The 22,237-nt window shown below is 67.5% G+C and carries 19 protein-coding genes; 7 read left to right on the forward strand and 12 right to left on the reverse strand.

Annotation, left to right across the window (positions count from 1 at the left end; translation table 11 throughout):
- Nucleotides 1–3: 3 nt before the first annotated feature.
- Nucleotides 4–1,584: a hybrid sensor histidine kinase/response regulator gene (locus AC07O3_RS14730; protein ID WP_256329435.1), complete on the reverse strand. Its 1,581-nt coding sequence runs from the start codon at nucleotides 1,582–1,584 to the stop codon at nucleotides 4–6.
- Complete coding sequence (locus AC07O3_RS14735; protein WP_097198181.1) at nucleotides 1,581–3,062, reverse strand: ATPase domain-containing protein; 1,482 nt, start codon at nucleotides 3,060–3,062, stop codon at nucleotides 1,581–1,583. The genes AC07O3_RS14730 and AC07O3_RS14735 overlap by 4 nt, the downstream gene beginning before the upstream one ends.
- A gap of 230 nt (nucleotides 3,063–3,292) precedes the next feature.
- Here AC07O3_RS14735 and AC07O3_RS14740 point away from each other — a divergent pair, with 230 nt between their 5' ends.
- A complete protein-coding gene (locus AC07O3_RS14740; protein WP_093057417.1) occupies nucleotides 3,293–3,472 on the forward strand; it encodes a DUF3606 domain-containing protein in 180 nt (59 codons plus the stop codon).
- Between the two features lie 15 nt (nucleotides 3,473–3,487).
- Here AC07O3_RS14740 and ureG read toward each other — a convergent pair whose 3' ends face one another.
- The 7 genes from ureG to AC07O3_RS14775 form a co-directional block, all read right to left on the reverse strand.
- Nucleotides 3,488–4,138, reverse strand: coding sequence for an urease accessory protein UreG (gene ureG, locus AC07O3_RS14745; protein ID WP_093057418.1), 651 nt, complete (start codon nucleotides 4,136–4,138; stop codon nucleotides 3,488–3,490).
- Nucleotides 4,139–4,154: 16 nt separating this feature from the next.
- Entirely contained in the window at nucleotides 4,155–4,832 is a 678-nt protein-coding gene (locus tag AC07O3_RS14750) for an urease accessory protein UreF (RefSeq protein ID WP_495339691.1), read from the reverse strand.
- Between the two features lie 356 nt (nucleotides 4,833–5,188).
- Nucleotides 5,189–5,803, reverse strand: a complete 615-nt coding sequence (gene ureE / locus AC07O3_RS14755; protein ID WP_495339692.1) for an urease accessory protein UreE — start codon at nucleotides 5,801–5,803, stop codon at nucleotides 5,189–5,191.
- 88 nt (nucleotides 5,804–5,891) lie between these two features.
- Nucleotides 5,892–7,610, reverse strand: coding sequence for an urease subunit alpha (ureC, locus tag AC07O3_RS14760; RefSeq protein WP_093057421.1), 1,719 nt, complete (start codon nucleotides 7,608–7,610; stop codon nucleotides 5,892–5,894).
- A gap of 3 nt (nucleotides 7,611–7,613) precedes the next feature.
- Complete coding sequence (locus tag AC07O3_RS14765) at nucleotides 7,614–7,919, reverse strand: urease subunit beta (RefSeq protein ID WP_093057422.1); 306 nt, start codon at nucleotides 7,917–7,919, stop codon at nucleotides 7,614–7,616.
- 8 nt (nucleotides 7,920–7,927) lie between these two features.
- A complete protein-coding gene (locus AC07O3_RS14770) occupies nucleotides 7,928–8,527 on the reverse strand; it encodes a HupE/UreJ family protein (RefSeq protein ID WP_495339693.1) in 600 nt (199 codons plus the stop codon).
- A 25-nt stretch (nucleotides 8,528–8,552) separates the two neighbouring features.
- On the reverse strand, nucleotides 8,553–8,855 hold the full coding sequence (locus tag AC07O3_RS14775) for an urease subunit gamma (RefSeq protein ID WP_093057424.1): 303 nt from the start codon (nucleotides 8,853–8,855) through the stop codon (nucleotides 8,553–8,555).
- 104 nt (nucleotides 8,856–8,959) lie between these two features.
- On the opposite strand from AC07O3_RS14775, the gene AC07O3_RS14780 reads away from it, so the two are divergent.
- The 3 genes from AC07O3_RS14780 to AC07O3_RS14790 all read left to right on the forward strand — a co-directional run bounded on the left by AC07O3_RS14780 (nucleotide 8,960) and on the right by AC07O3_RS14790 (nucleotide 14,420).
- Entirely contained in the window at nucleotides 8,960–12,574 is a 3,615-nt protein-coding gene (locus tag AC07O3_RS14780) for a hybrid sensor histidine kinase/response regulator (protein ID WP_495339694.1), read from the forward strand.
- Nucleotides 12,575–12,597: 23 nt separating this feature from the next.
- Entirely contained in the window at nucleotides 12,598–13,605 is a 1,008-nt protein-coding gene (locus AC07O3_RS14785) for a response regulator transcription factor (RefSeq protein WP_093057426.1), read from the forward strand.
- Between the two features lie 146 nt (nucleotides 13,606–13,751).
- On the forward strand, nucleotides 13,752–14,420 hold the full coding sequence (locus AC07O3_RS14790) for a PA4824 family protein (protein WP_256331006.1): 669 nt from the start codon (nucleotides 13,752–13,754) through the stop codon (nucleotides 14,418–14,420).
- An 11-nt stretch (nucleotides 14,421–14,431) separates the two neighbouring features.
- Here AC07O3_RS14790 and AC07O3_RS14795 read toward each other — a convergent pair whose 3' ends face one another.
- Entirely contained in the window at nucleotides 14,432–15,352 is a 921-nt protein-coding gene (locus AC07O3_RS14795; RefSeq protein WP_093057427.1) for a LysR substrate-binding domain-containing protein, read from the reverse strand.
- A 91-nt stretch (nucleotides 15,353–15,443) separates the two neighbouring features.
- Here AC07O3_RS14795 and AC07O3_RS14800 point away from each other — a divergent pair, with 91 nt between their 5' ends.
- Together AC07O3_RS14800 and AC07O3_RS14805 are read left to right on the forward strand one after the other, a co-directional pair.
- Complete coding sequence (locus tag AC07O3_RS14800; RefSeq protein WP_097198187.1) at nucleotides 15,444–16,673, forward strand: threonine synthase; 1,230 nt, start codon at nucleotides 15,444–15,446, stop codon at nucleotides 16,671–16,673.
- Nucleotides 16,674–16,692: 19 nt separating this feature from the next.
- A complete protein-coding gene (locus AC07O3_RS14805) occupies nucleotides 16,693–17,676 on the forward strand; it encodes a Bug family tripartite tricarboxylate transporter substrate binding protein (RefSeq protein ID WP_495339695.1) in 984 nt (327 codons plus the stop codon).
- A gap of 21 nt (nucleotides 17,677–17,697) precedes the next feature.
- Here AC07O3_RS14805 and AC07O3_RS14810 read toward each other — a convergent pair whose 3' ends face one another.
- On the reverse strand, nucleotides 17,698–18,324 hold the full coding sequence (locus AC07O3_RS14810; RefSeq protein ID WP_093057430.1) for a helix-turn-helix transcriptional regulator: 627 nt from the start codon (nucleotides 18,322–18,324) through the stop codon (nucleotides 17,698–17,700).
- A 93-nt stretch (nucleotides 18,325–18,417) separates the two neighbouring features.
- Here AC07O3_RS14810 and AC07O3_RS14815 point away from each other — a divergent pair, with 93 nt between their 5' ends.
- Nucleotides 18,418–19,572: a threonine synthase gene (locus AC07O3_RS14815; RefSeq protein ID WP_495339696.1), complete on the forward strand. Its 1,155-nt coding sequence runs from the start codon at nucleotides 18,418–18,420 to the stop codon at nucleotides 19,570–19,572.
- Between the two features lie 56 nt (nucleotides 19,573–19,628).
- Here AC07O3_RS14815 and AC07O3_RS14820 read toward each other — a convergent pair whose 3' ends face one another.
- Nucleotides 19,629–21,830 carry a YadA-like family protein gene (locus AC07O3_RS14820; RefSeq protein WP_495339697.1) on the reverse strand — a complete coding sequence of 734 codons (2,202 nt, stop codon included), beginning with the start codon at nucleotides 21,828–21,830 and terminating at the stop codon, nucleotides 19,629–19,631.
- Nucleotides 21,831–22,237 lie beyond the last annotated feature (407 nt).

Here is a 22,237-nt window from a genome sequence, read left to right on the forward strand (position 1 = left end):
GCCTCAGGCGGCGCCGCGCTGATCGAGCTTTTGCAGCGCCACCGCCAGTTCCTCTACATCGACCGGCTTCAGCAGGTGATGGTCGAAGCCGGCCTGCGCAATGCGCAGCCGGTCGTCGGGCTGGCCCCAGCCCGTGAGCGCGATCAGCCCGATGCCATGCAACCGCGGATGCGTCCGCAGGCGGCGCGCCAGTTCGCAGCCGTCCATGCCGGGCATGCCGATGTCCAGGATGGCGACCGAAGGCTGGAAGTGCTCGGCCTTCGCCAGTGCATCCAGGCCGCTGAAAGCCACGGTCGCCTGCGCGCCGAGCAGGCCCAGCAGCGCCCCGAGTGACTCGGCCGCGTCGCGGTTGTCGTCCACCACCAGAATGCGGTGCTGCACCGCCATCGTGGCCTCCGAGGCTCCGGCCTTCGCGCCGGCCCGCAACCCGTGGTCGAGCAGCGGCAGGGACACGGTGAACTCGCTGCCCTGGTTCGCGCCGTCGCTCCTGGCGCTGACCGTGCCGCCGTGCAGCTCCACCATGCTCTTCACCAGCGTGAGGCCGATGCCCAGGCCGCCCTGCGCGGCGCGCGCGGTGCCGCTCACTTGCACGAACATGTCGAAGATCGCGCCCAGCATGGCGGATGGAATGCCCACGCCGCTGTCTTTCACGCGCACCACCGCATGGCCGTGGCCGTCGTGCTCGACGAACACGTCGATGCGTCCGCCCTCGGGCGTGTACTTGGCGGCGTTGTTCAGCAGGTTCGCGAACACCTGCGTGAGGCGCACGCCATCGCCCTTCAAGGCCAGCGAGGCATCGGCGACGTGCACTCCGAGCGTGTGGCGGCCGGCGTCCATCAGCGGGCGGCTGAGCTCCACCGCGCCGCGGATCACCTGGTCGAGCGCGAGCTCGTCCAGTTGCAGTTCGATCTTGCCGCGCGTGATGCGCGAGACCTCCATCAGGTCGCTCACCAGCCGCACCATGTGGTCGAGCTGGCGGCCCATGAGGTCGTAGTAGGGCCGGGCGGCTTCCGACGTGAGCGGCTTGCGCTTGAGGATGGCCAGCGCGGTGCTCAGCGGCGCCATCGGGTTGCGCAGCTCGTGCGCCAGGGTGGCCAGGAATTCGGTCTTGCGCCGGTCGGCCTCGTTGAGGTCTTCCAGGATGCGGCGCAGCTCGTACTGCCGCCGCCGTGCGCGTAGCGCGCTGCGCAGTGCGCTCACCAGCGAGGCCACGCGGATCGGGCGCTCCAGCACGGTGACGTTGGCCATGCCTTCCATGGCGGTGGTGATGGCGCGCGAATCGGCGCCTTGCCGCGCGAGTATCAGCACCGGCAGGTCGGACCAGGGGGACTGGGTCGCCACGGCCGCGGCGAGTTCGGTGGCGCCGCTGCCCGTGAGCATTTCTTCGGACACCAGCAGCGCGCCGGCGCCGCGTTCGGTTTCGCGCAGCAGTTCGGGGAGGTCGGCGCACACCTGCGTCTCGATGCCCGCCTGCAGGAGCACGGCGGCGGCCATCACGGCGTCCTTCGCGGTGGCCGTTCTCATCAGCACGCGCAGCTGCGGGTCTCGCAGCTGCGGCAACTGGATCGTGGGGCCGTCGGTCACTGCGGGGGCGTGGCAATGCCGTCGATCGGCACGGGCACGCCAGTCAGGATGCCTCTGAAATGGCGCAGCGGCTCTCCTACGTTCAGGCCCCGCCGGTCCATCGAGAACGCACGGATGGAGCGCTCGTGCGCGCCGCCGCGCTTCTTGAGCACCGAGATGGCCTGGCGCACTTCGCCTTCGGCCTCGTAGTAGCGCAGCAGCACCACGGCGTCGGCAAGGTAGCTGGCGTCCACAGGTGTCTGCATCTGCATGCCGATGAGCCCGTGCTGCGCGCCGACCAGCAGCGTGGCCACACCGGACTGCCCGAGGTAGGTGAGCAGCTCGTGCAGCTGCACGATGAGAAAGCGCTCGTCGGGCATCGCGTTGAGATAGCCGTTCAGGCTGTCGATGACGACCACCTTCGCGCCGTGCTGCGTCACGGCCTGGCGGATCTCGTGCACCAGCTCGCCGGGGGAGAGTTCCGCCGGGTCGACCTGCTTGATGCGGATGCGGCCCGATTGCAGGTGGGGATCCAGCGCCATGCCCAGGCCGGCGCTGCGCGTGCGCAGGGTGTTGACGCTCTCGTCGAAGACGAAGAGCGCGGCCGTCTCGCCGCGCTCGGCCGCCGCAATGGCGAATCGCACCGCCACGGACGACTTGCCCGTGCCTGGCGCGCCGACGAACAGGGTGCTGGTGCCCTTCTCGAGGCCGCCGCCCAGCAGCGCGTCGAGCGCCTCGATGCCGCTGGGCAGCTTGGTCAGCGCGGTGTCGTTGACGTGCTCGGCCGCCACCAGGCGCGGGAACACCTGCAGGCCGCCGCGGTGAATCTTGTAGTCGTGGTAGCCGCCCCGGAACGACTGGCCCCGGTATTTCACGACCAGCAGCCGGCGGCGCGCGGAGCCGTAGTCGGAGTTCGACTGCTCCAGCCTCACCACTGCGTGCGCGATGCTCTGCACCTGCAGGTCGTGCTCGGTGGCGGTCATGTCGTCCAGCAGCAGCACCGTGCACTGGCGCCCCGCGAAGAACTGCTTGAGCGCCAGGATCTGCCGGCGGTAGCGCAGCGAGGTGCCCGAGAGCAGCCGCAACTCGGAGAGCGAATCGAACACGATGCGCGAGGGCTTGATGGCCTCCACGTCGCTCAGGATGCGCAGCGTGGTTTCGCTCAGCTCCACCTCGGAGGGGTGGAACATGGTGTATTGCTCCTCGGGCTGCAGGCTGTCCTGCGTGGGCAGCATCTCGCGCACGTGGACGCCGGAGATGTCCCAGCCGTGCGAGACGGCCACGCCGCGTAGCTCGTGCTCGGTTTCGGACAGCGTCACGTACAGCACCGACTCGCCGCGCGCCGCGCCTTCGAGCAGGAACTGCATCGCGATGGTCGTTTTGCCGGCGCCCGGCGTGCCTTCGAGCAGGTAGAGCCGGTTGGGCTCGAGGCCGCCGCCGAGCACGTCGTTCAGGCCCGGTACGCCCACGCTCAGCAGTCGCTGGTGATCAGGCTCCATGGTGGCTTCTCCATTCCATGAGTGAATGAGGTCAATGCCAAATTCAAACATCGAAGCCGTGGGGCCGCGTGCAGGACGGCGCCGCGTGGCGCGCCACGGGGAGCGACTATGGGAAATGTCCTGCACGGGGCAGCGGAATCGTCCGGCTGGCCGGGTAGGGCGGATGGAGAAACTGCCTTACCGGCTCCCGCCGCCCCTTCCTTCTTAATTTGGCTCTTCAGGAGAAGACGATGCGCGAAGACACAGAGATCCGCATTCCCCAGGACGATGAACGGATCGACGTCACGGACCTCAAGGAGGTCGACTACTGGACCCAGTGGTTCGGCGTGAGCGAAGAGCGCCTGCGCATCGCAGTGGCCTCGGCGGGCACCGGCAAGGACGACCTGCGGGTCTACTTCGGCCTGCCTTGATTCTTTCCGGAGGCCTCAGCCCGCGGCGAGCATGCCGCGCTCTTCGATGAACGCGACCACCTCGGCCACGCCCGTGAGCGTCTTGAGGTTGGTCATCACGTAGGGGCGCTGGCGGCGCATGCGCTGCGTGTCCTGCTCCATCACGTCAAGGTTGGCGCCAACGTAGGGCGCAAGGTCGGTCTTGTTGATCACGAAGAGGTCGCTCTTGGTGATGCCGGGGCCGCCCTTTCTCGGAATCTTCTCGCCAGCGGCCACGTCGATCACGTAGATCGTGAGGTCCGACAGCTCGGGGCTGAAGGTGGCCGCGAGGTTGTCGCCGCCAGACTCGACGAACACGATGTCGGCATCCGGAAAGTCTTCGAGCATGCGGTCGATGGCTTCGAGGTTGATCGAGGCGTCTTCTCGGATCGCGGTGTGCGGGCAGCCGCCCGTCTCCACGCCCATGATGCGTTCGGCCGGCAGCGCGCCGGCCACGGTCAGCAGGCGCTGGTCTTCCTTGGTGTAGATGTCGTTGGTGATGGCGATCAGGTCGTACTTGTCGCGCATCGCCTTGCAGAGCATTTCGAGCAGCGTGGTCTTGCCCGAGCCGACCGGGCCGCCGATGCCAACGCGCAGCGGGGGCAATTTCTTGGTGCGATGGGGGATGTGGTGCAGGGCGGAGGTCATGGAGGAGGTGTCCGGTTCAGCTTCGGAAGAGGCGGGAATATTGTGTTTCATGGCGGGCCGACAACACAGCCAGCAGGGGCGCGAAGGCCTGGCGTTCGTCGTCGCCGAGGGCCATGGCGCGTGTCACGGCCTCGGGAATTTCCTGCGCCAGCCGCCCGAGGATGCGCTGGCCCGCGCTCTGGCCCAGCGGCACGGCCTTGACGGCGGCGGCGACCATGTTCTCGGCCCAGCCGAAGGCGAAGGCCAGGCAGCAGTCGTGCACGCTGGCGTCGGTGCGGCTGGCCGCGAAGGCGAAGGCGATGGGGTAGCTGGCGGGCAGGTCGGCGAACACTTGAGCCGTGTCGGCGTGGTGCAGCTTGAGCCATTCGACGAAGGAGCGGCCCATCTGCTCGGTCTGCAGGAAGAATTCGGCGGATTCGCGGGTGGTCAGCACCCACTCGTTGAGCTGGCGGATTCGTTGCGTGTCGTTGGCGCGCCAGGCCATGACGGCTTGCGCGAAGACGGCGAGGTCGCCGCGCGCGAAGCTCAGGTGCAACTGATCGGCGAGCCATTCGGCGGCGCGCGGTTCGGAGTCGATGCCGGCCCATTCGACTGCGGCCTCGACGCCTTCGGAGTACGAGAAGCCGCCTACGGGCAGGGCTGGGGAGGCCAGCCAGATTAGCTGGAGAAGGCTTTGAGCGGCTGGGTCTGGCATGTCAGCTGAAGGTTTCCTTTGAGCGGCTGGGTCTGGCTGGAATGTCAGCTTTTCAGCGCGCGCTGTATTTGCGTGTCCGGGGTGCGTGCGAATGACACCGGGTGCTCCCCTCCGCGAATGTCCCCCGCCTTCGGCTCCTCCTTTATTTCGCTGCGGGGAGCACCCGGTGCCATTCGCACATGAGCGGAGTCGTTGTGCCGGCCGCATGAGCGCCGCGCCCATCGATCACGTCGATGGGGTGCCTTGCGCAGCGAAATAAAGGAGGAGGCCGCAGGCCGGAGGACATTCGCGGAGCAAGGTACCCCGTCGGCGTGATCGCACCCCGAATAGCCCGCAACACGCCGAAGCTGTTTCATTCAGTGGGAGTGGCCGTGATGGCCGTGGTCGTGACCATGATCGTGCGAGTGGTCATGCGCGTCGAGCAGTTCCGGCGCGAGCACGAGCGGCTTCGGCCCCTTGCTGCTGCCATGGGAGTGCCCATGGTCATGACTGTGACCACCGCCGTGCGAATGCTCATGCGATCCGTATGCACCGCCCTCGGGCTCGAAAGCCTCATCGACCGCCACGACGATCAGGTGCATCGAACGCAGCATGTCGGCCAGCACGTGGTCGGGCTCGATCTTGAGGTGGTCGGGCTTCAACTCGATCGGCACGTGCCGGTTGCCCAGGTGATAGGCCGCGCGCGTCAGGTCGAAGGGCGTGCCGTGGGCCGTGCAATGCGTGATGCGCAGCACCGGCTGCGGCGCAGCGATCACGCGGACCAGCGAACCGTCTTCCGCCACGAGAACGTCGCCGCCCCGCACGGCGGTGCCGCGCGGCAGGAACACGCCGATCTGGCGGCCCTGCGAGTCGGTGGCGTCGAAACGGCTCTTCTGGCGGATGTCCCAGTCGAGCTCGATGGTGGCGGCGCGCTTGAGCAGCACGGGCGCAAGGCCGCGGCCCTGGGGCATGAGTTTGTTGGCGGTGAGCATGGTGCGAAGGGAGCGCCCCGGGGCGCTCGTTGGCTGGATGAATACCTTCGAGGATACGCAGCCTGTCAAGCAGGCGCATACCCCGGCTTCAAAACAGGAAATACCGCTGCGCCATTGGCAGCAGCTTCGCCGGCTCGCAGGTCAGCAGATGCCCGTCGGCGCGCACTGCATAGGTCTGCGCGTCGATCTCCATCTTTGGCGCATAGCCGTTGTGGATCAGGTCCTTCTTGCGCACGTGGCGGATGTTCTTCACCGCGCTCAGGTGCTTGCTCAGGCCGTAGCGCTCCTTGATGCCCGATGCCAGCCCGGCCTGCGAGACGAAGGTCAGCGAGCTCTTTGCCAGCGAGCCGCCGTACGCACCGAACATCGGGCGGAAGTGCACCGGCTGCGGTGTGGGAATGGATGCGTTCGGGTCACCCATCGCCGCCATTGCGATGGTGCCGCCCTTCAGGATGGTGAACGGCTTCACGCCGAAGAAGGCCGGCTTCCAGATCACGATGTCGGCCCACTTGCCGACTTCGAGCGAACCCACTTCGTGCGCGATGCCGTGCGCAATGGCAGGGTTGATCGTGTACTTGGCGACGAAGCGCTTGGCGCGGAAGTTGTCGTTGCGCTCGTTGTCTTCGGGCAGCTTGCCGCGCTGCAGCTTCATCTTGTGCGCGGTCTGCCAGGTGCGGATGATGACCTCGCCGACGCGGCCCATGGCCTGGCTGTCGGAGCTGAACATGCTGATGGCGCCCAAGTCGTGCAGCACGTCTTCGGCGGCAATGGTTTCCTTGCGTATGCGCGACTCGGCGAAGGCCAGGTCTTCTGCGATGCCGGCGTCCAGGTGGTGGCACACCATGAGCATGTCGACGTGTTCGTCGAGCGTGTTCACGGTGTAGGGCATCGTGGGGTTGGTGGAGGAGGGCAGAAAGTTGGCCTCGCCCACCACGCGCAGGATGTCGGGCGCATGGCCGCCGCCCGCGCCTTCGGTATGAAAGGCGCAGATGGCGCGGCCGCCCACGGCCGCAATCGTGTTCTCGACGAAGCCCGATTCGTTGAGCGTGTCGCTGTGGATGGCCACCTGCGTGTCGGTGGCGTCGGCCACGTCCAGGCAGTTGCTGATGGCCGCGGGCGTGGTACCCCAGTCTTCGTGCAGCTTCAGGCCGATGACGCCGGCTTCGATCTGCTCGTGCAGCGCGTGCGGCAGGCTGGCGTTGCCCTTGCCGAGAAAGCCCAGGTTCATCGGAAACGCGTCGGCCGCCTGCAGCATGCGCTCGATGTGCCAGGGGCCGGGCGTTGCGGTGGTGGCGAAGGTGCCGGTGGCGGGGCCGGTGCCGCCGCCGAGCATGGTGGTCACGCCGGAAGACAGCGCCTCTTCGATCTGCTGCGGGCAGATGAAGTGGATGTGGCTGTCGATGCCGCCGGCGGTGACGATGTTGCCCTCGCAGCTGATGATCTCGGTGCCGGGGCCGATGACGATGTCGACGCCCGGCTGCACGTCAGGGTTGCCGGCCTTGCCGATGGCAGCGATGCGGCCGTCCTTCAGGCCGATGTCGGCCTTGACGATGCCCCAGTGGTCGAGGATGAGCGCGTTCGTCAGCACGGTGTCGACGGCGCCTTGCGCGCGGGTGCGCTGCGATTGCGCCATGCCGTCGCGGATGGTCTTGCCGCCGCCGAACTTCACCTCTTCGCCGTAGCCGCCGGCTCGCAGGGTGTAGTCGGCTTCAACCTCGATCAGCAGTTCGGTGTCCGCAAGACGGACGCGGTCGCCCACGGTGGGGCCGAAGATTTCTGCATAGGCGCGTCGCCCGATGGTGGCCATGTTTCAGAGCTTCCCTTGAACGAGGCCGCGAAAGCCGTAGACGATGCGATCGCCGGAAAAATCGACCAGTTCGACCGTGCGCTGCTGGCCAGGCTCGAAGCGCACTGCTGCGCCCGAGGCAATGTTCAGCCGCATGCCACGCGCGGCCTCGCGGTCGAAGCCGAGTGCGCCATTGGTCTCGGCGAAGTGATAGTGCGAGCCGACCTGGATCGGCCGGTCGGCGGTGTTTTGCACCACCAGCGTGAGGGTGCGGCGGCCGGGGTTGAGCGCGTGCTCGCCGTCGTCGGTGAAGAGTTCGCCGGGAATCATGGCCGGCCTCAGATGGCTTGGGCCAGCAGCGTCGCGCCCAGGCCGAGCACCGCGGCGCCAGCCACGCGCGGCAGCCATGCGTTGGCGCGGCGCAGCGCCCAGCCCATTGCGATGCCGGCGGCATGCAGCAGCACCGTGGCGCAGACCATGCCGGCCAGCGTGAGGGCCGCGCCTTGTTCGCTGGCCAGCTCGTAGCCGTGGGCCACGCCATGGAATACCGCGAACACGCCGACCACCGCCATGGCCACCACCGCCGGCAGACGCACGCGGGTGACGACCAGCAGGCCCAGCACCAGCAGCGAGGCCGCGATCATCGGCTCGACCGCCGGCAGCTGCACGCCGGCCAGGCCCATCAGCGCGCCCACCAGCAGCATGCCGGCGAAGGCGAGGGGCGCCCAGAGCAGATCGGGCCAGGCACGGCGCGCGGCCAGTGCGCTCCAGAAGCCGACCGCAACCATCGCCGCCAGGTGGTCGGCGCCGGTCAGCGGATGCAGGAAGCCGGTGGTGAAGCCGTGGTGCAGGCCGCCATCGACGCCGGTGTGGGCGCTGGCTGCGAGTGGCAGCAGGAGGGCGAGCAGGGCGAGGGTTCTGGAGGCGTTGTGGCGCATGGAAAGTCCTTTTGTTCTTTGAATTTCAGACGATGGGCTGGTGCACGGTGACCAGCTTGGTGCCGTCAGGGAAGGTGGCTTCGATCTGGATGTCCGGAATCATCTCGGCGATGCCGTCCATCACGTCGGCACGGGTGAGCACGGCGCGCCCGTCGCTCATGAGCTCGGCGACGCTCTTGCCGTCGCGGGCGCCTTCCATCACGGCGGCCGAAATCAGGGCGATGGCTTCGGGGTAGTTGAGCTTCAGGCCGCGGGCCTTGCGGCGTTCGGCGAGCAGCGCCGCGGTGAAGATCAGCAGCTTGTCTTTTTCGCGCGGAGTCAGTTCCATGGGATCGGCATCGGGTGGCAGAGAGTGGCGGCCATTATGGGCAAGCCGGCTTCTTTGCAACAGTCGTGCCCTGTTCGCCAAAAGCCGTACGGGTGGCATGAAAGATGCACCGAAACGGTGTGAACCCCGACGCCGTACCCACCACCCCTGACGACGCGCCGCAGCGCATCGTCAAGGTTCGGCGCGACTACAACAGCTGGGTGGCCAGCGAGACGCTGGAAGACTACGCGCTGCGCTACACGCCGCAGCGCTTTCGCAAGTGGTCCGAATGGCGGGTGGCCAACACGGCCTTCGGGGCGGCGTCGTTCCTGATCCTGGAGGCGGTGGGCGCCACGCTGCTGGTGCAGTACGGCTTTGCCAACGCCTTCTGGGCGATCCTGGCGACGGGGCTCATCATCTTCCTGGCGGGCGTGCCGATCAGCGTGTACGCGGCGCGCTACGGCGTCGACATGGACCTGCTCACGCGTGGCGCGGGCTTCGGCTACATCGGCTCCACGCTCACCTCGCTGATCTACGCGAGCTTCACTTTCATCTTCTTCGCGCTCGAGGCGGCTGTGATGGCCTACGCGCTGGAGCTGGCGCTGGGCATCCCGCCGGTCTGGGGCTACCTGGTGTGTGCGCTGGTGGTGATTCCGCTGGTCACGCACGGGGTGTCGGCCATCAGCCGGCTGCAGTTGTGGACGCAGCCGCTGTGGTTGCTGATGCTGGTGGTGCCTTTTGCCTACGTGCTGGTGCGCGATCCTGGTGCGTTCGCGGGCATCATGCACTACAACGGGGTTCGCTCCGGCACCAAAGGCTTCGATCTGCACCTGTTTGGCGCTGCCCTGACGGTCGGCATTGCGCTCATTACGCAGATGGGTGAGCAGGCCGACTATCTGCGCTTCATGCCCGCGCGAACCGCGACCACGGCGCGCCGCTGGTGGGCCGGGGTGCTGGCCGGCGGCCCGGGCTGGGTGGTGCTGGGGGTGCTCAAGATGCTGGGCGGGGCGCTGCTGGCCTACCTGGCGATCACGCACATGGTGCCGGCCGACCGCGCGGTCGATCCGAACCAGATGTACCTCGCGGCCTACGAGTACGTGTTTCCGAACTATGGCTGGGCGGTGGCGGCCACGGCGCTGTTCGTGGTGATCTCGCAGCTCAAGATCAACGTGACCAACGCTTATGCGGGCTCGCTGGCCTGGAGCAATTTCTTCTCGCGCGTGGCACACAGCCACCCGGGGCGCGTGGTGTGGGTGGTGTTCAACGCGCTCATCGCCTTCATGCTGATGGAGATGAACGTGTTCGAGGCGCTGGGCGACGTGCTCGGCCTGTTCGCCAACATCGCCATCGCCTGGATGATGGCCGTGGTGGCCGACCTCGTCATCAACAAGCCGCTGGGGCTGTCGCCGCCGGGCATCGAGTTCAAGCGCGCGCACCTGTGGGACATCAACCCGGTGGGCGTGGGCGCGATGGCGCTGGCGTCGGTGCTGTCGATCACCGCGCACCTGGGCGTGTTCGGGCCGCTGGCGCAGGCCTTCTCGGCGCTGATCGCACTGGGCACGGCGCTGGTGGCATCGCCGCTGCTGGCCTGGGCGACGGGCGGCAAGTACTACCTTGCGCGCGGCACCGACGAGGCGCATGGCGCGGTGGCCTTCGCGCCCGCCGAGGGCCCGCGCGCGGTGCGCTGGGCGAAGGTCGAAACCGGCAGCTACCAGCGCCTGAAGGTGCAGCACTGCGTGATCTGCGAGCGCGAGTACGAGGGGCCGGACATGGCGCACTGCCCGGCGTACCAGGGTGCGATCTGCTCGCTGTGCTGCACGCTCGACGCGCGCTGCGGCGATTTGTGCAAGCCGCATGCGAGCCTGTCTTCGCAATGGTCGACGGTGCTGCGCTGGCTGCTGCCGCGCCGCAGCTGGCGCTACCTCGACACGGGGCTGGGGCACTTCCTGCTGCTGATGCTCGTCATCGTGCCGCTGCTGGCCGTGGTGTTCGGCGTGCTCTACCAGCAGGAGCTGCGTGCCTTCGGCGAAGGCGCACTGGAGCTGGCGTCGGAGGCCGACGTGGCCGCGGCGCTGGCTGGCGTGCAGAAGCTGTCGCTGCGCTCGGGCTTCCTCAAGGCGTACATGGCGCTGCTGGTCATCGCGGGCATCGTCGCGTGGTGGCTGGTGCTGGCGCACCAGAGCCGCAAGGTGGCGCAGGAAGAATCGAACCGCCAGACTCATCTGCTGGTGCGCGAAATAGAGCTGCACCGCGAGACCGACCGCGCCCTGCAGGCCGCCAAGCAGGCGGCCGACGAAGCCCGCGAGATCGCGGAGCAGGCCAAGCTCGCGGCCGAGCTGGCCAAGCAGGCGGCCGACCAGGCCAACCAGGCGAAGAGCCGCTACATCAGCGCCATCAGCCACGAGCTGCGCACGCCGCTCAACAGCATCCTGGGGTATGCACAGCTGATGGGCGAAGACCATTCGGTGCCGCCGCACCGCCAGCAGGCGGTGGCGGTCATCAAGCGCGGCGGGGAGCATCTGCTGTCGCTCATCGAAGGCACGCTGGCCATCGCGCACATCGAGGCCGGCAAGCTCACGTTGCATGCGCGGCCCATGCGCTTTGCCGACACGCTGCGCGAGCTGGCCGACATGTTCGAGCTGCAGGCCGCGGAGAAGGGGCTGCAGTTTCGCTTCGAGGCGGCGGGGCCGCTGCCCGAGGTGGTGCGTGCGGATGAAAAGCGCGTGCTGCAGATCCTCATCAACCTGCTGGGCAATGCGATCAAGTTCACGGCGGCGGGGCAGGTCACGCTGCGGCTGGCCTATGCGCGGGAGTTCGCGTCCATCGAGATCGAGGACACCGGCCCCGGCATGCCGGCCGAGGACATCGAGCGCATCTTCGAGCCCTTTGCGCGCGGCAATGCGGCGGGCATGTCGGCCGCACCGGGCGCGGGGTTGGGGCTCACCATTGCCAAGATGCTCACCGACCTGATGGGCGGCGAGATGAAGGTGCAGAGCACGCCGGGCGAGGGCTCGCTCTTCTGTGTGCGCCTGTTCCTGCCGCGCGTGCACGACACGGTGGCCGGCACCGGCCGCCCGATGCCGGTGCAGCGCGCGCGGCGCGGCTACGAGGGCCCGCGCCGCCGCCTGCTGGTGGTCGACAACGAGGAGGCCGACCGCGACCTGCTGGGCCATGTGCTCGCGCCGCTGGGCTTCGAGCTGCGCAGCGCGGCGAGCGGGCACGATGCGCTCGACCTCATCGCAGCCGGCTATAGGCCCGACGCGATGTTCGTCGACCTCGCGATGCCCGGCATCGACGGCTGGGAGACCATTCGCCGCGCGCGCAAGCTGGGGCTGACCGAGGCCTCGGTGGCCATCGTCTCGGCCAACGCCTTCGACAAGGGGCTCGACAACGACGTGGGCATTGCGCCGGAAGATTTCTTCGTCAAGCCCGTGCGCCACACCGAGCTGCTCGACTGGCTTGAACGCCGGCTCGGGCTGCAATGGACCGATGCCGCCGCGAAGCCCGTCGCCGCCGTGGCGCCGCGCGTGATGCAGGCGCCTTCGCTGGCCCGCCTGCGTGCGCTCGACGAGGCCGTGAGCCTGGGCTACTTTCGCGGCATCATGAACCAGCTCGACGACATCGACGCCGCGCAGCCCGAGTGCGCGTCGTGGACTGAAGCCCAGCGCGTGCTGGCCCGCCAGTTCCAGTTCGAGGCCATGAGCCGTGCACTGGCCGAAGCCGTCGAAAGCGCCGCATGACTTCGACGACGCCACCTCCCGCCATGGAAACATCACCGCTCGCCAAGACCCTGCGCGAGCAGCAGGGCGCCAACAGCGACCTCGTGCTGATCGTCGACGACGTGCCCGACAACCTCGCGGTGCTGCACGACGCGCTCGACGAGTCGGGCTACACCGTGCTCATTGCCACCAATGGCGAGCAGGCGCTGCAGCGCGCTGCGCAGGCCCGGCCCGACATCGTGCTGCTCGACGCGATGATGCCGGGCATCGACGGCTTCGAGGTCGCGCGCCGGCTCAAGGCCGATGCGGCGACGGCGCACATTCCCATCGTGTTCATGACGGGACTCACCGAGACCGAGCACCTTGTGGCCGCGCTCGAAGCCGGCGGCGTCGACTACGTCACCAAGCCCATCAAGCCGAAGGAAGTGCTGGCGCGCATGAACGTGCATCTGCAGGGCGCGCGCCGCGCACGGCAGGACGCGCGGCAGGCCGGTCAGGCGCGCAATGCGCTCGATGCCTTCGGCTACGCGAGCATCACCGTGCGCCTGCCCGAAGGCCGGCTGATCTGGCAGACCGCGCTGGCGCGCGACCTGCTGCAGCGCTACTGCGACACGCGCGCGCCCGAGACGCCGCCCGCCGTGCTCGAATGGCTGCGCAGCCACACGCCCGATGCGCGCCAGCGCGGCATCGAACCGCCGGCGCTGTCCATCGTGCAGGGCGCGAGCAGCCTCACGCTGCGGCTGCACCAGCAGACCAGCAGCGACGACGACGGCGACGAGTGGATGATCATCATGCGCGAGGTGTCCGACACCGCCGTCATCGAAGCCATGAGCCTGAGCCTGAAGCTCACGGCGCGCGAGGCCGAAGTGCTCTACTGGGTGGTCAAGGGCAAGACCAACAAGGACATCGGCGAGATCCTGGGCAGCAGCCCGGCCACCGCCAAGAAGCACCTGGAGCGGGTGTACGTGAAGCTCGGCGTGGAGACGCGCACGGCCGCGGCCGGCGTGGCCATCAAGCGCATCCGCGAGCTGCAGCCCCAGTTCGAAATCTGAAGAAGGCCGGCTGATTGCGGCCGGCGCCGCCTGCGTCATGGCGACTACTTTCGGCGTCCCTAGAATGGTTCGAGGGCTCCGGGATGCGCACGATGAAGAACAACAGGCACGACAGAACGACAACCCGACCGCCAAGCAGCGGCTGGATGCTTGCTGCTTCCTGCCTGTTCGCGAACCTGGCCGCGAGCCCGGGCGCACACGCCGCAGGGCATTTCGACGTGGACGACGCGAGCACGCTCGACCCGGGCCAATGCCAGTACGAGACCTGGTGGGGCCGCACGGGTGTGGAGCCTGTCACGGGGTTTCACTTCGGGCCCGCCTGCCGCGTCGGGCCGGTCGAGCTGGGCCTGAACTTCGACCGCACCTCGGTGAGCGGCGTTCATTCGGTCACCGGCGGACCGCAGCTCAAGTGGAATTTCTACGGACAGGCGGCCGACGCGCCGTTCAGCGCCGCAGTGTCGATGGGCGCGGTGTTCGACCTGAAGCGCGGCGGCCGCGCGGGCGGGCAGTTCGTGGTGCCTCTGACGTGGCGGCCACTCGAGAGCCTGCAGATCCACGCCAACGCAGGCGCCGACTGGGCCAACGGAACCGGTGCGCGCACGCCGCGCGGCGGCATTGGCGTCGAATGGGCGCTGAACGACACCGTATCGCTCATCGCGGAGCGCAACCGGGCGGCGGGCCTGTGGACCTCGCGCATCGGCGGGCGCTTCAGCATCACGCCGCTGATCAGCGTGGACGTGAGCACATCGCGCACCGGGCCGCAGGGCGTGCGCGGCTTCGTGATCGGGCTGAACCACGAGTTCACCTGGAAGTGAACCGTGGGGGATCAGCGCAGGTAGCGCTGTATCCGCTTCTCGTCCTCGGCCAGCTGCTGGCGCATCAGCGAAATGAAGTCCCTCGCCGTGGCCGAGAGCACCTTGCCTGCCGGCAGCGCCAGCAGGCAGGTGAAGTACACGTCGACCGAAAACTTGCGCACCACCAGCCCGCGCTCCGCGTAGTCGAGCGCGGTGATCGGGTTGACCAACCCCACGCCCAGGCCGCGCAGCGCCATCTCGCACACGCTGGCCGCATAGGGCGTCTGCACCAGCACCCGCAGCGCCACGCCGTGCGGGGCCAATGCGGCTTCGAGCCGCTGGTGCGAAGGGTCTTCGGGGTTGAGCGAGAGAAAGGGCGCTTCGGCCAGTTGCTCGGGCTTGATGGTCTTGAAGCGGGCCAGCGCGTGGCCTGCCGGCATCACCACCACGCCGGGAAAGCGCGAGAAGGTGGAGTGGTCGATGCCTTCGAGCGAGAGCTCGTCGGCCATCAGCCCGAAGTCGGAGATGCCCATGGCCACGCGGTCGCGCACGTCCTTGGAGCTCAGCACCTGCAGCGACACCTGCGGCCAGGGGCTCGCGCCGCGGTGCGCCTTCAGCCGTGCCAATGCGCGCGGCATGAAGCCCAGGCCGTAGGCGGGAAAGCTGCTCAGCTCCAGCTGGCTGACGCCGAAGTCGCGCAGGCTGCGCACGCGGTGCTCGATGGCGTCCATGCCGATGAACACCCGCTCCACCTCGACCCACAGCGCGCGTGCCTCGGGCGTGGGCACCAGCCGCCCGCCGGTGCGCTGGAACAGCAGCATCCCCGCTTGCGTCTCGAGGCGCTTGAGCGATTGGCTGATGGCGGGCTGCGTCACATGCAGCAATGCAGCGGCCTTGCGGGTGGAGCTGCCGCGCATGAGAGCCCGGAAGGTTTCGATCTCGCCGAATCGCATCGATAAGTCTTGTTATCGGTTGAGTATCTGAGGCTGCATAATTTTATTTCCGATTGCATAAGATTTGGTCACAACTTCTGACGCATGACCCGTGACGACATTGCCCGTTCTGGACTTCAAGTTCGCCGCTCCTCCCCCGGATCCCCTGGCTCATCCTCCGGGTAATCCCTTGGGGCTGGTGCGTGACCAGGCACCCAAGCCTGTGCGCAACCCGAACCTGCGCGGCCTGCAATGCCTGCGATGCGATGCGCTCTACCCGGTCACCCTGTCGCACGACGGCTGCCCCGCATGCAAGCGCACGGGCTTCCATGTGGCGCTGCGTGCCAGCTACCTGCCCGACAGCGCCGAGGCGATGCCCATGCCCTACACCTCCGGCTTCGCGCTGGGGGAGGGGCAGACGCCGCTGGAGGACATGCCGGAGCTGGCGCAGCAGTTCGACGTGGCGCGCCTGGCCCTCAAGGACGAATCGCGCAACCCCACCGGCTCGCACAAGGACCGCATGACAGCGGTGGGCGTGGCGCAGGCGCTCGACTTCGATGCCCACACGCTGGTGCTTGCCTCCTCGGGCAACGCGGCCGTGTCGGCGGCGCACTACGCATGGGCCGCGGGCCTGGGCTGCGAGGTCGCAACCTACGAAGGCATGCCGGCCACCTACGCGCGACAGCTCGATGCACTTGGCGCGCGGCGCTATGTGTTCGCCGACAACGCGGGCCGCTGGGCCTTCGTGCGCGAGCGTTCGCAGCACCCAGGCTACTTCGCACTGACCAACTATCGTCTGCCCGCGCTGGGCAGCGCGCCGCTGGCCATCGAGGGCTACAAGCCGATCGCACTCGAATGCGTGGCCGATGGCGGCCTGCCGGACCACATCGTGATTCCCACCGCGCGCGGCGATCTGGCCTGGGGCATCTACGCGGGCTTTCGTGACCTCATGGCCGCGGGGCGCATCGGGCGCCTGCCCAGGCTCTGGCTGGTGGAACCGTTCCCGCGCCTGGCGCGAGTGCTCGCGGGCGGCGCCATCAACGGCAGCTACCCGGGCCACACTGCGCAGTTTTCCACCGCGGGGGCCACCGTCACCTACCTGCAGTGGCAGGCCGCGACCGCCACGGGCGGCGGCGCGGTGGTCGTGGGCGACGACGAAGCGCGCGCCGCACGGCGGCTGCTCAGCTCGCTCGGCGTCAGCGCCGAGCTCTGCGCTGCCGGCGGCCTGGCCGCATTGCGCCAGCTGCGCGAGAGCAACGCCATTGCGGCCGATGCGCACGTGGTGCTGATGCTGACCGCCAATGCGGCCGGCGACCCGAGCTGGCCCGACCGCCCGATCTAACTTCCTTCAGGAATTCACCATGCCGACGATGCAACGCCGGGCCTTTCTGGCCGCCGGCTCTACGGCCCTGCTCGCTTCGTTTCGACCGGCGTGGGCGGCCTACCCCGACAAGCCCGTGAAGCTCATCGTGCCGTGGGCCGCCGGCGGCAGCACCGACGCCATTGCACGGGCGATGGCGCAGCGCATGAGCCAGACCCTCGGCAGCCCGGTGATCGTGGACAACCGGCCCGGCGCCGCCGGCATGATCGGCACCGACGCGGCGGCCAAGGCCGCGCCTGACGGCTACACCATCGCCATCGTCGAGCTGCCGCACGCGATTGCGCCGGCCGTGACGGCGAAGCTGCCCTATGACCTGCTGCGCGACTTCACGCCTGTGACCATGATCGGCACCTCGCCGCTGGTGTTCTTCGCGGGCATGGACGACGACAGCAAAGACTTCAAGACCTTCCTGAAGACCGCGGCTGCAAAGAGTGCTCCGCCAGCCATCGCGCACAGCGGCGCGGGCACGGTGAGCCACCTTGCCGCCGAACTGCTGGCGAGCCGCACGAAGATCAGGTTCAACATGGTCCCGTACCGCGGCTCGGCACCCGCGCTCACCGACGTGGCGGCGGGCACGGTGGCGGGGCACTTCGCGACGCTGGCCAGCGGCTCCAGCCTGCTGGGCGCCAACCGCATCCGCCCGCTGCTGGTGACGAGCACGCAGCGCGTGACGAACATTCCCGGCCTGCAGAACGTGCCCGCGCTCGCGGAGAACGGGCTCAAGGGCCTGGAGATCGACCAGTGGTGGGCCATGGTCGCGCCGGCCACCACGCCGCTCGACGTGATCGAGAAGCTGCGCCGCGAGGCCATCGCTGCGCTCGACCATCCGTCGGTGAGGGAGCGCCTGTCGGTGCTGGGCGTGCAGATGAAGGGCTCGACGCCGGCGGAGTTGCGAGCCTTCCTGCGCTCGGAGGCCGAGCGCTGGCAGAAGGCCGCGCACGAGATCGGCCTGCAGCCGCAGTAAGCGGGCTGAACAGGTTGGGCCTTACTTCGCGTCGCTGTAGACCGTGGCGCGCGACACGCCCATGTGCGCGGCGGCAATCTCGGCGCCGCGGCGAACTTCCAGCAGGCCTGCCTTCTTCAGTTCCTGCACCAGCTGCTTGCGGTCGGCCGGCTTCAGCGAGCGCGAGGTGGTCGCGCGCGCGGCCGCGAAATCGTCGATGCGCGCGTGGATGCGGTCCGAGTGGTTGCCGCCGGCCTCGATGTGCTCGTGCACTTCCTTGTCGTCAATCTTGGTGAACTGCGAGATCGCGGCCTGGAAGCTCTGGAACAGCGTGAGGTCGACGTTGAGGCACAGCGCGGCCACGTACTCGCCGCTGTCGTCCTTGACGCCGATGGATGTGCTCTTGACCTTGCGCCCGTCGGGAAAGGTGTTGGCGTAGTTCGCGATCACCGCCGGAAACTCCGGGTCTTGGATGCGCGCGAGCCCCAGCTCCGTGACCGACTGGCCGACCTCCCGGCCACTGAGGCTGTTCTCGATGGCGTAGATCGCGTTCTTCGGATTGCTCAGGTCGTGCACCACGACTTCGCAGAAGGGCGCAAAGGTCTGGCCCAGGCCTTCGGCCATGTTGCGCAGCATCTCCAGGACCTGCTTGTTCGACTTTTTCTTCATGCCGGGGAATGTATCCAGCTCTGGACGAACAATCCAATTTGTACAAAAAGTACAGTGTTGGATGTATTATCCAATTTTGACCAGGAGCCTCGAATGACCGCGAGAGAACGCGCACGCTATGTCGACCCACGCACCGGCAGGCACTACGACCTGTCCGAACGCCGATGGCGCTCGGACGACGGCCATCCGATGATGGTCACGCCGCTGCCCGGCATCTCGCGCGACGACATCGATTCGCGCATCCGCTCGCTCTGGCGCTATCGCGCGGCGCTGCCCGTGGCAATCGACGAGCCCGCGAGCATGGGCGAAGGCTGCACGCCGCTGGTGCAGAAGCGCTGGGGCAGCCTCGAGCCGTACTTCAAGCTCGAGTGGTTCAACCCGACCTGCAGCTTCAAGGACCGCGGCGCGGCGGTGATGATGTCCTTCCTGCGCCAGATCGGCGTCGACGCGGTGCTGGAAGACAGCTCGGGTAACGGCGGCGCAGCCATTGCCGCGGCAGGCGCGGCGGCTGGCATGCGCGTGAAGGTGCTCGCGCCGAGCTACACGCCCGCGCCGAAGGTGGCGCAGATCCGGGCCTTCGGCGCAGAGGTGCAGTTGGTGCCGGGGCCGCGCGAAGAGTCGGAGTACGAGGCGGTGCGCCAGTCGGAGTCGATCTTCTATGCGAGCCACAACTGGCATCCGTTCTTCCTGCAGGGCACGAAGACGCTGGCGTATGAGCTCTGGGAAGACCTGGGCTTTGTCGCGCCCGACAACGTCGTCATTCCGACTGGAGCGGGCAGCAACGTGCTCGGGTGCTGGATCGGCTTCAAGGAGCTGCTGGCGGCGGGGCAGATCAGCAAGCTGCCGCGCATTTTTGTCGCGCAGCCGCTGAACTGCTCGCCGATCGATGCGAGCTTCACCGCCGGAGTCGACACGCTGGTGGACCGTGTCGTGCAGCCGACCATTGCCGAAGGCACTGCGATCAAGCGGCCCGTGCGGCTTCAGGAAATCCTGCAGGCGTTGCGCGAGACGAACGGCAAGACCGTTGCGTTGACCGAGGAGCAGATCGCGGCTGCGGTGCGCCGGCTGGCAGCAAGCGGGCTCTATGCGGAGCCGACCTCCGCTTCGGCCGCGGCGGCCATCGAGGTGCTGGCGCAGCGCGGCGACATCAAGGCCAGCGAGACGACTGTCGCCTTGTTGACCGGCACCGGTCTGAAGTCGACGCAGTTCATGACCGAGCTGTTTGGCGGCGCTGCCGCCGTCGCCTAGCGAACTGCTGTCTATCGAAACCAGGCACCGGCACCGCAGGCCGACTCAGTGGCTTGTTACTTCCACTTCCAGCCGATGCCGGCGTTGACGCCCCACTCCTTGCCCGTGGTCGACAGGCCCGCACCCCAGGACATCTTGCCGTCGTCGGACAGTGCCTTGAAGGTCAGCGCCACCGCGCTGTAGCCCTTGTAGTTGCCAAGGCCCACGCCCACCGTCTTCTCGCCGGGAGACAGCGTTGGCAAGTAAGCGCCGGACATCGCGAAGGCCATCGCCGTGCCCGAGTAGGCGATGCGGGCCACGTCGCCGACCTGGCTCTGCACCTGATTCAGCTGGCTCATGTTGACCGCGTCGCCCGGCAGGATGCCCGGCGCCACGTTGCCGATGCGCGTGCCGCCCGGCGCCTGGCCGTTGCCCAGCGTGATCTGGTTGTAGTTGACCGAGCCGTCCGGGTTGGTCGCGTACTGCACGCTGCTGGCCTTCACGGTGGCTGCAGATGCCTTGAGCTGTGCGACGTTGGCCGCATCGCTGTCGGCCGTTCCCGCGGCCACGGCCGTGATCTGGCGGTACTGGCCGTTGGCCACGTCGCCCACCGACGCTGCTGCCTGCGTGCTGGTGGTCGCCTGGATGGCCACGCGGTGCTGCGCTGCTGCACCAGCCGGCACATAGCCGGCCACGCCCGCTGCTGTGGAGGCCACCGAGCCCGCGCCCAGTGCGACGCCGCCGCTTTGCTGCGCGATGGCGCCGAAGCCGATGACCGTGCCCTTGGAGATGTTCGGCGCCTGGCTCAGCGGCGTGCCGCCGGCGTCCGCGTTGTCACCCAGCGCCACGCCACCACCACCCGCTCGGGCATTGGCGCCGATGGCCTGCGAGCCCGTGGCCAGCGCCCCGGTGCCGACGGCGATCGCGTTCAGACCCGTGGCCTGTGCACCGCTGCCCGCTGCGAAGGAGTTGGTGCCGCTGGCCACGGACAGCGGGCCGATCGCCACCGCTTTCTGGCCGCTGGCCACCGAATCGCCAGCCGTCGAATTGGTGTGGAAGTACTTGGTGCCCTTGTCGTTGATCGTGTTGACCGTCGTGCTCAGGCTGCCGAGGTTGCCATTGGTTGTGTTCAGGCTCGTCGAGAGATTGCTCACACCGGTCGAGAGACTGCCGATGCGGCTGGTCGCAGTGCTCAACCTAGCCGAGGTGGATGTAGACAGGCTGTCGATGTTGCCGGCAACGATGCCCAGCCCTGTGGAAGTCGATGTCGACAGGCTCGCAACGGAGTTGTTCGTTGCGGTCAAACTGGTGGACAGGCTGGCCACGTTGCTGTTCGTCGTGTTCAGGCTGGTGGACAACGAAGCAGTCGCCGTCGACAGCTGGCTGACATTGACGGCATCCGTCGGAGCGCCGCCTGCGGCGACGTTGGTGAGCCTGCGTTCGCTACCGCTTGCCCCTACAGACACTTCACCAGCCGGCGTCGCACCGGAGATCGCAGCGCCCGGGGAAGGTGTGTAGCCGGCTACGCCTTGCAATGCGGCGAGCGAATCCGCCGTCTTGCTGGCCGCTCCGATGGCCACGCTGTTGTCGTATTTCGCGTCAGCCCCATTGCCAAGAGCCATGCTGCCTTGGCCGGCAGCGGTAGCCGCCCCGCCAATCGCGATGCTGTCCGAGGCGGTCGCTTGAGCCCCTCTGATCGAGTTGCTGCCGATGGCAATGGCCCCGGCGCCTGAAGCGGTCGTTGAATTGGCGGCCGATAGAGCCGTACTTCCGTCGCCACCGGCTCCGCCGATTGCAACCGAGTTCAGGCTTTGAGCTTGTGCGCCAAAGCCAAGCGCGGTGCTTCCGGTGCCGGAAGCATTTGCCGAGAGGCCAAGCGCGCTGGCCCACTGGCCGGCAGTGCTGGAGAACCCGAAAACGGCCGCTCCGTTTCCAACCCCTTGGGAGTAGGTTCCGAACACCGATACGGCATCCAGACCGTTGCCACTCGTATTGCAGCCAAGGATGTTGGACCATGGCCCGGTTCCATCGACCGGTTGAGCGTTTGTTCCGGTAACAGCCACCTGCCCGATGGTCGCCGTGGTTGTGGAGTTGCAGTTGGCCGGTGCGTAGGTGGATGCGCTGGCATCCGATGCCGTCACCTGCAGGCCGGCAGCCAGAATTGCGGCAACTACTGCCGACAGTCTGAAGCTGCCTTTGCCATGAGTCTTGGTGATTTCGGTGGCTGCTAGCCATGCGCCGGGCGACTCGCTCCAGATGCCGCGATACAAATTATTCATAACAATCAATGAGGGAAAGGAAATCTAAAAACATGAAATCAAAGACGGATTTGCGTGCGCGCGAAATTGCGATGCGATTTGCGGCATGAATTCCGGAGAGCCCGCGCCTCGTGCTTCCAGGCGCAAGGCGTGTTGCCGTACTCCGCCAGGACCTCTCGGGCCGCGGAATGTATCGACTGACGCTCGAGTTGGACAATGACGTTTGCTGTCAATTAATGACCGCCGTCAATGGATTCAACGGCCCGCTGAGGGGCGAGCTTTTATCTCGGACTGGGAAGAATTTCGCGCTTTCCAAACGGCATTCGCGTAAGGCCGTTGTGCGCGCTCTTGTTCGTTGCCGATTAATGACAAGAATTAGCAAAAAATGTCATTCGGCGGCGCTGAAAATGTTTTCTTCTTTGAAGCAA

The sequence above is a fragment of the Variovorax sp. GW821-FHT09D05 genome (genome assembly GCF_059416325.1).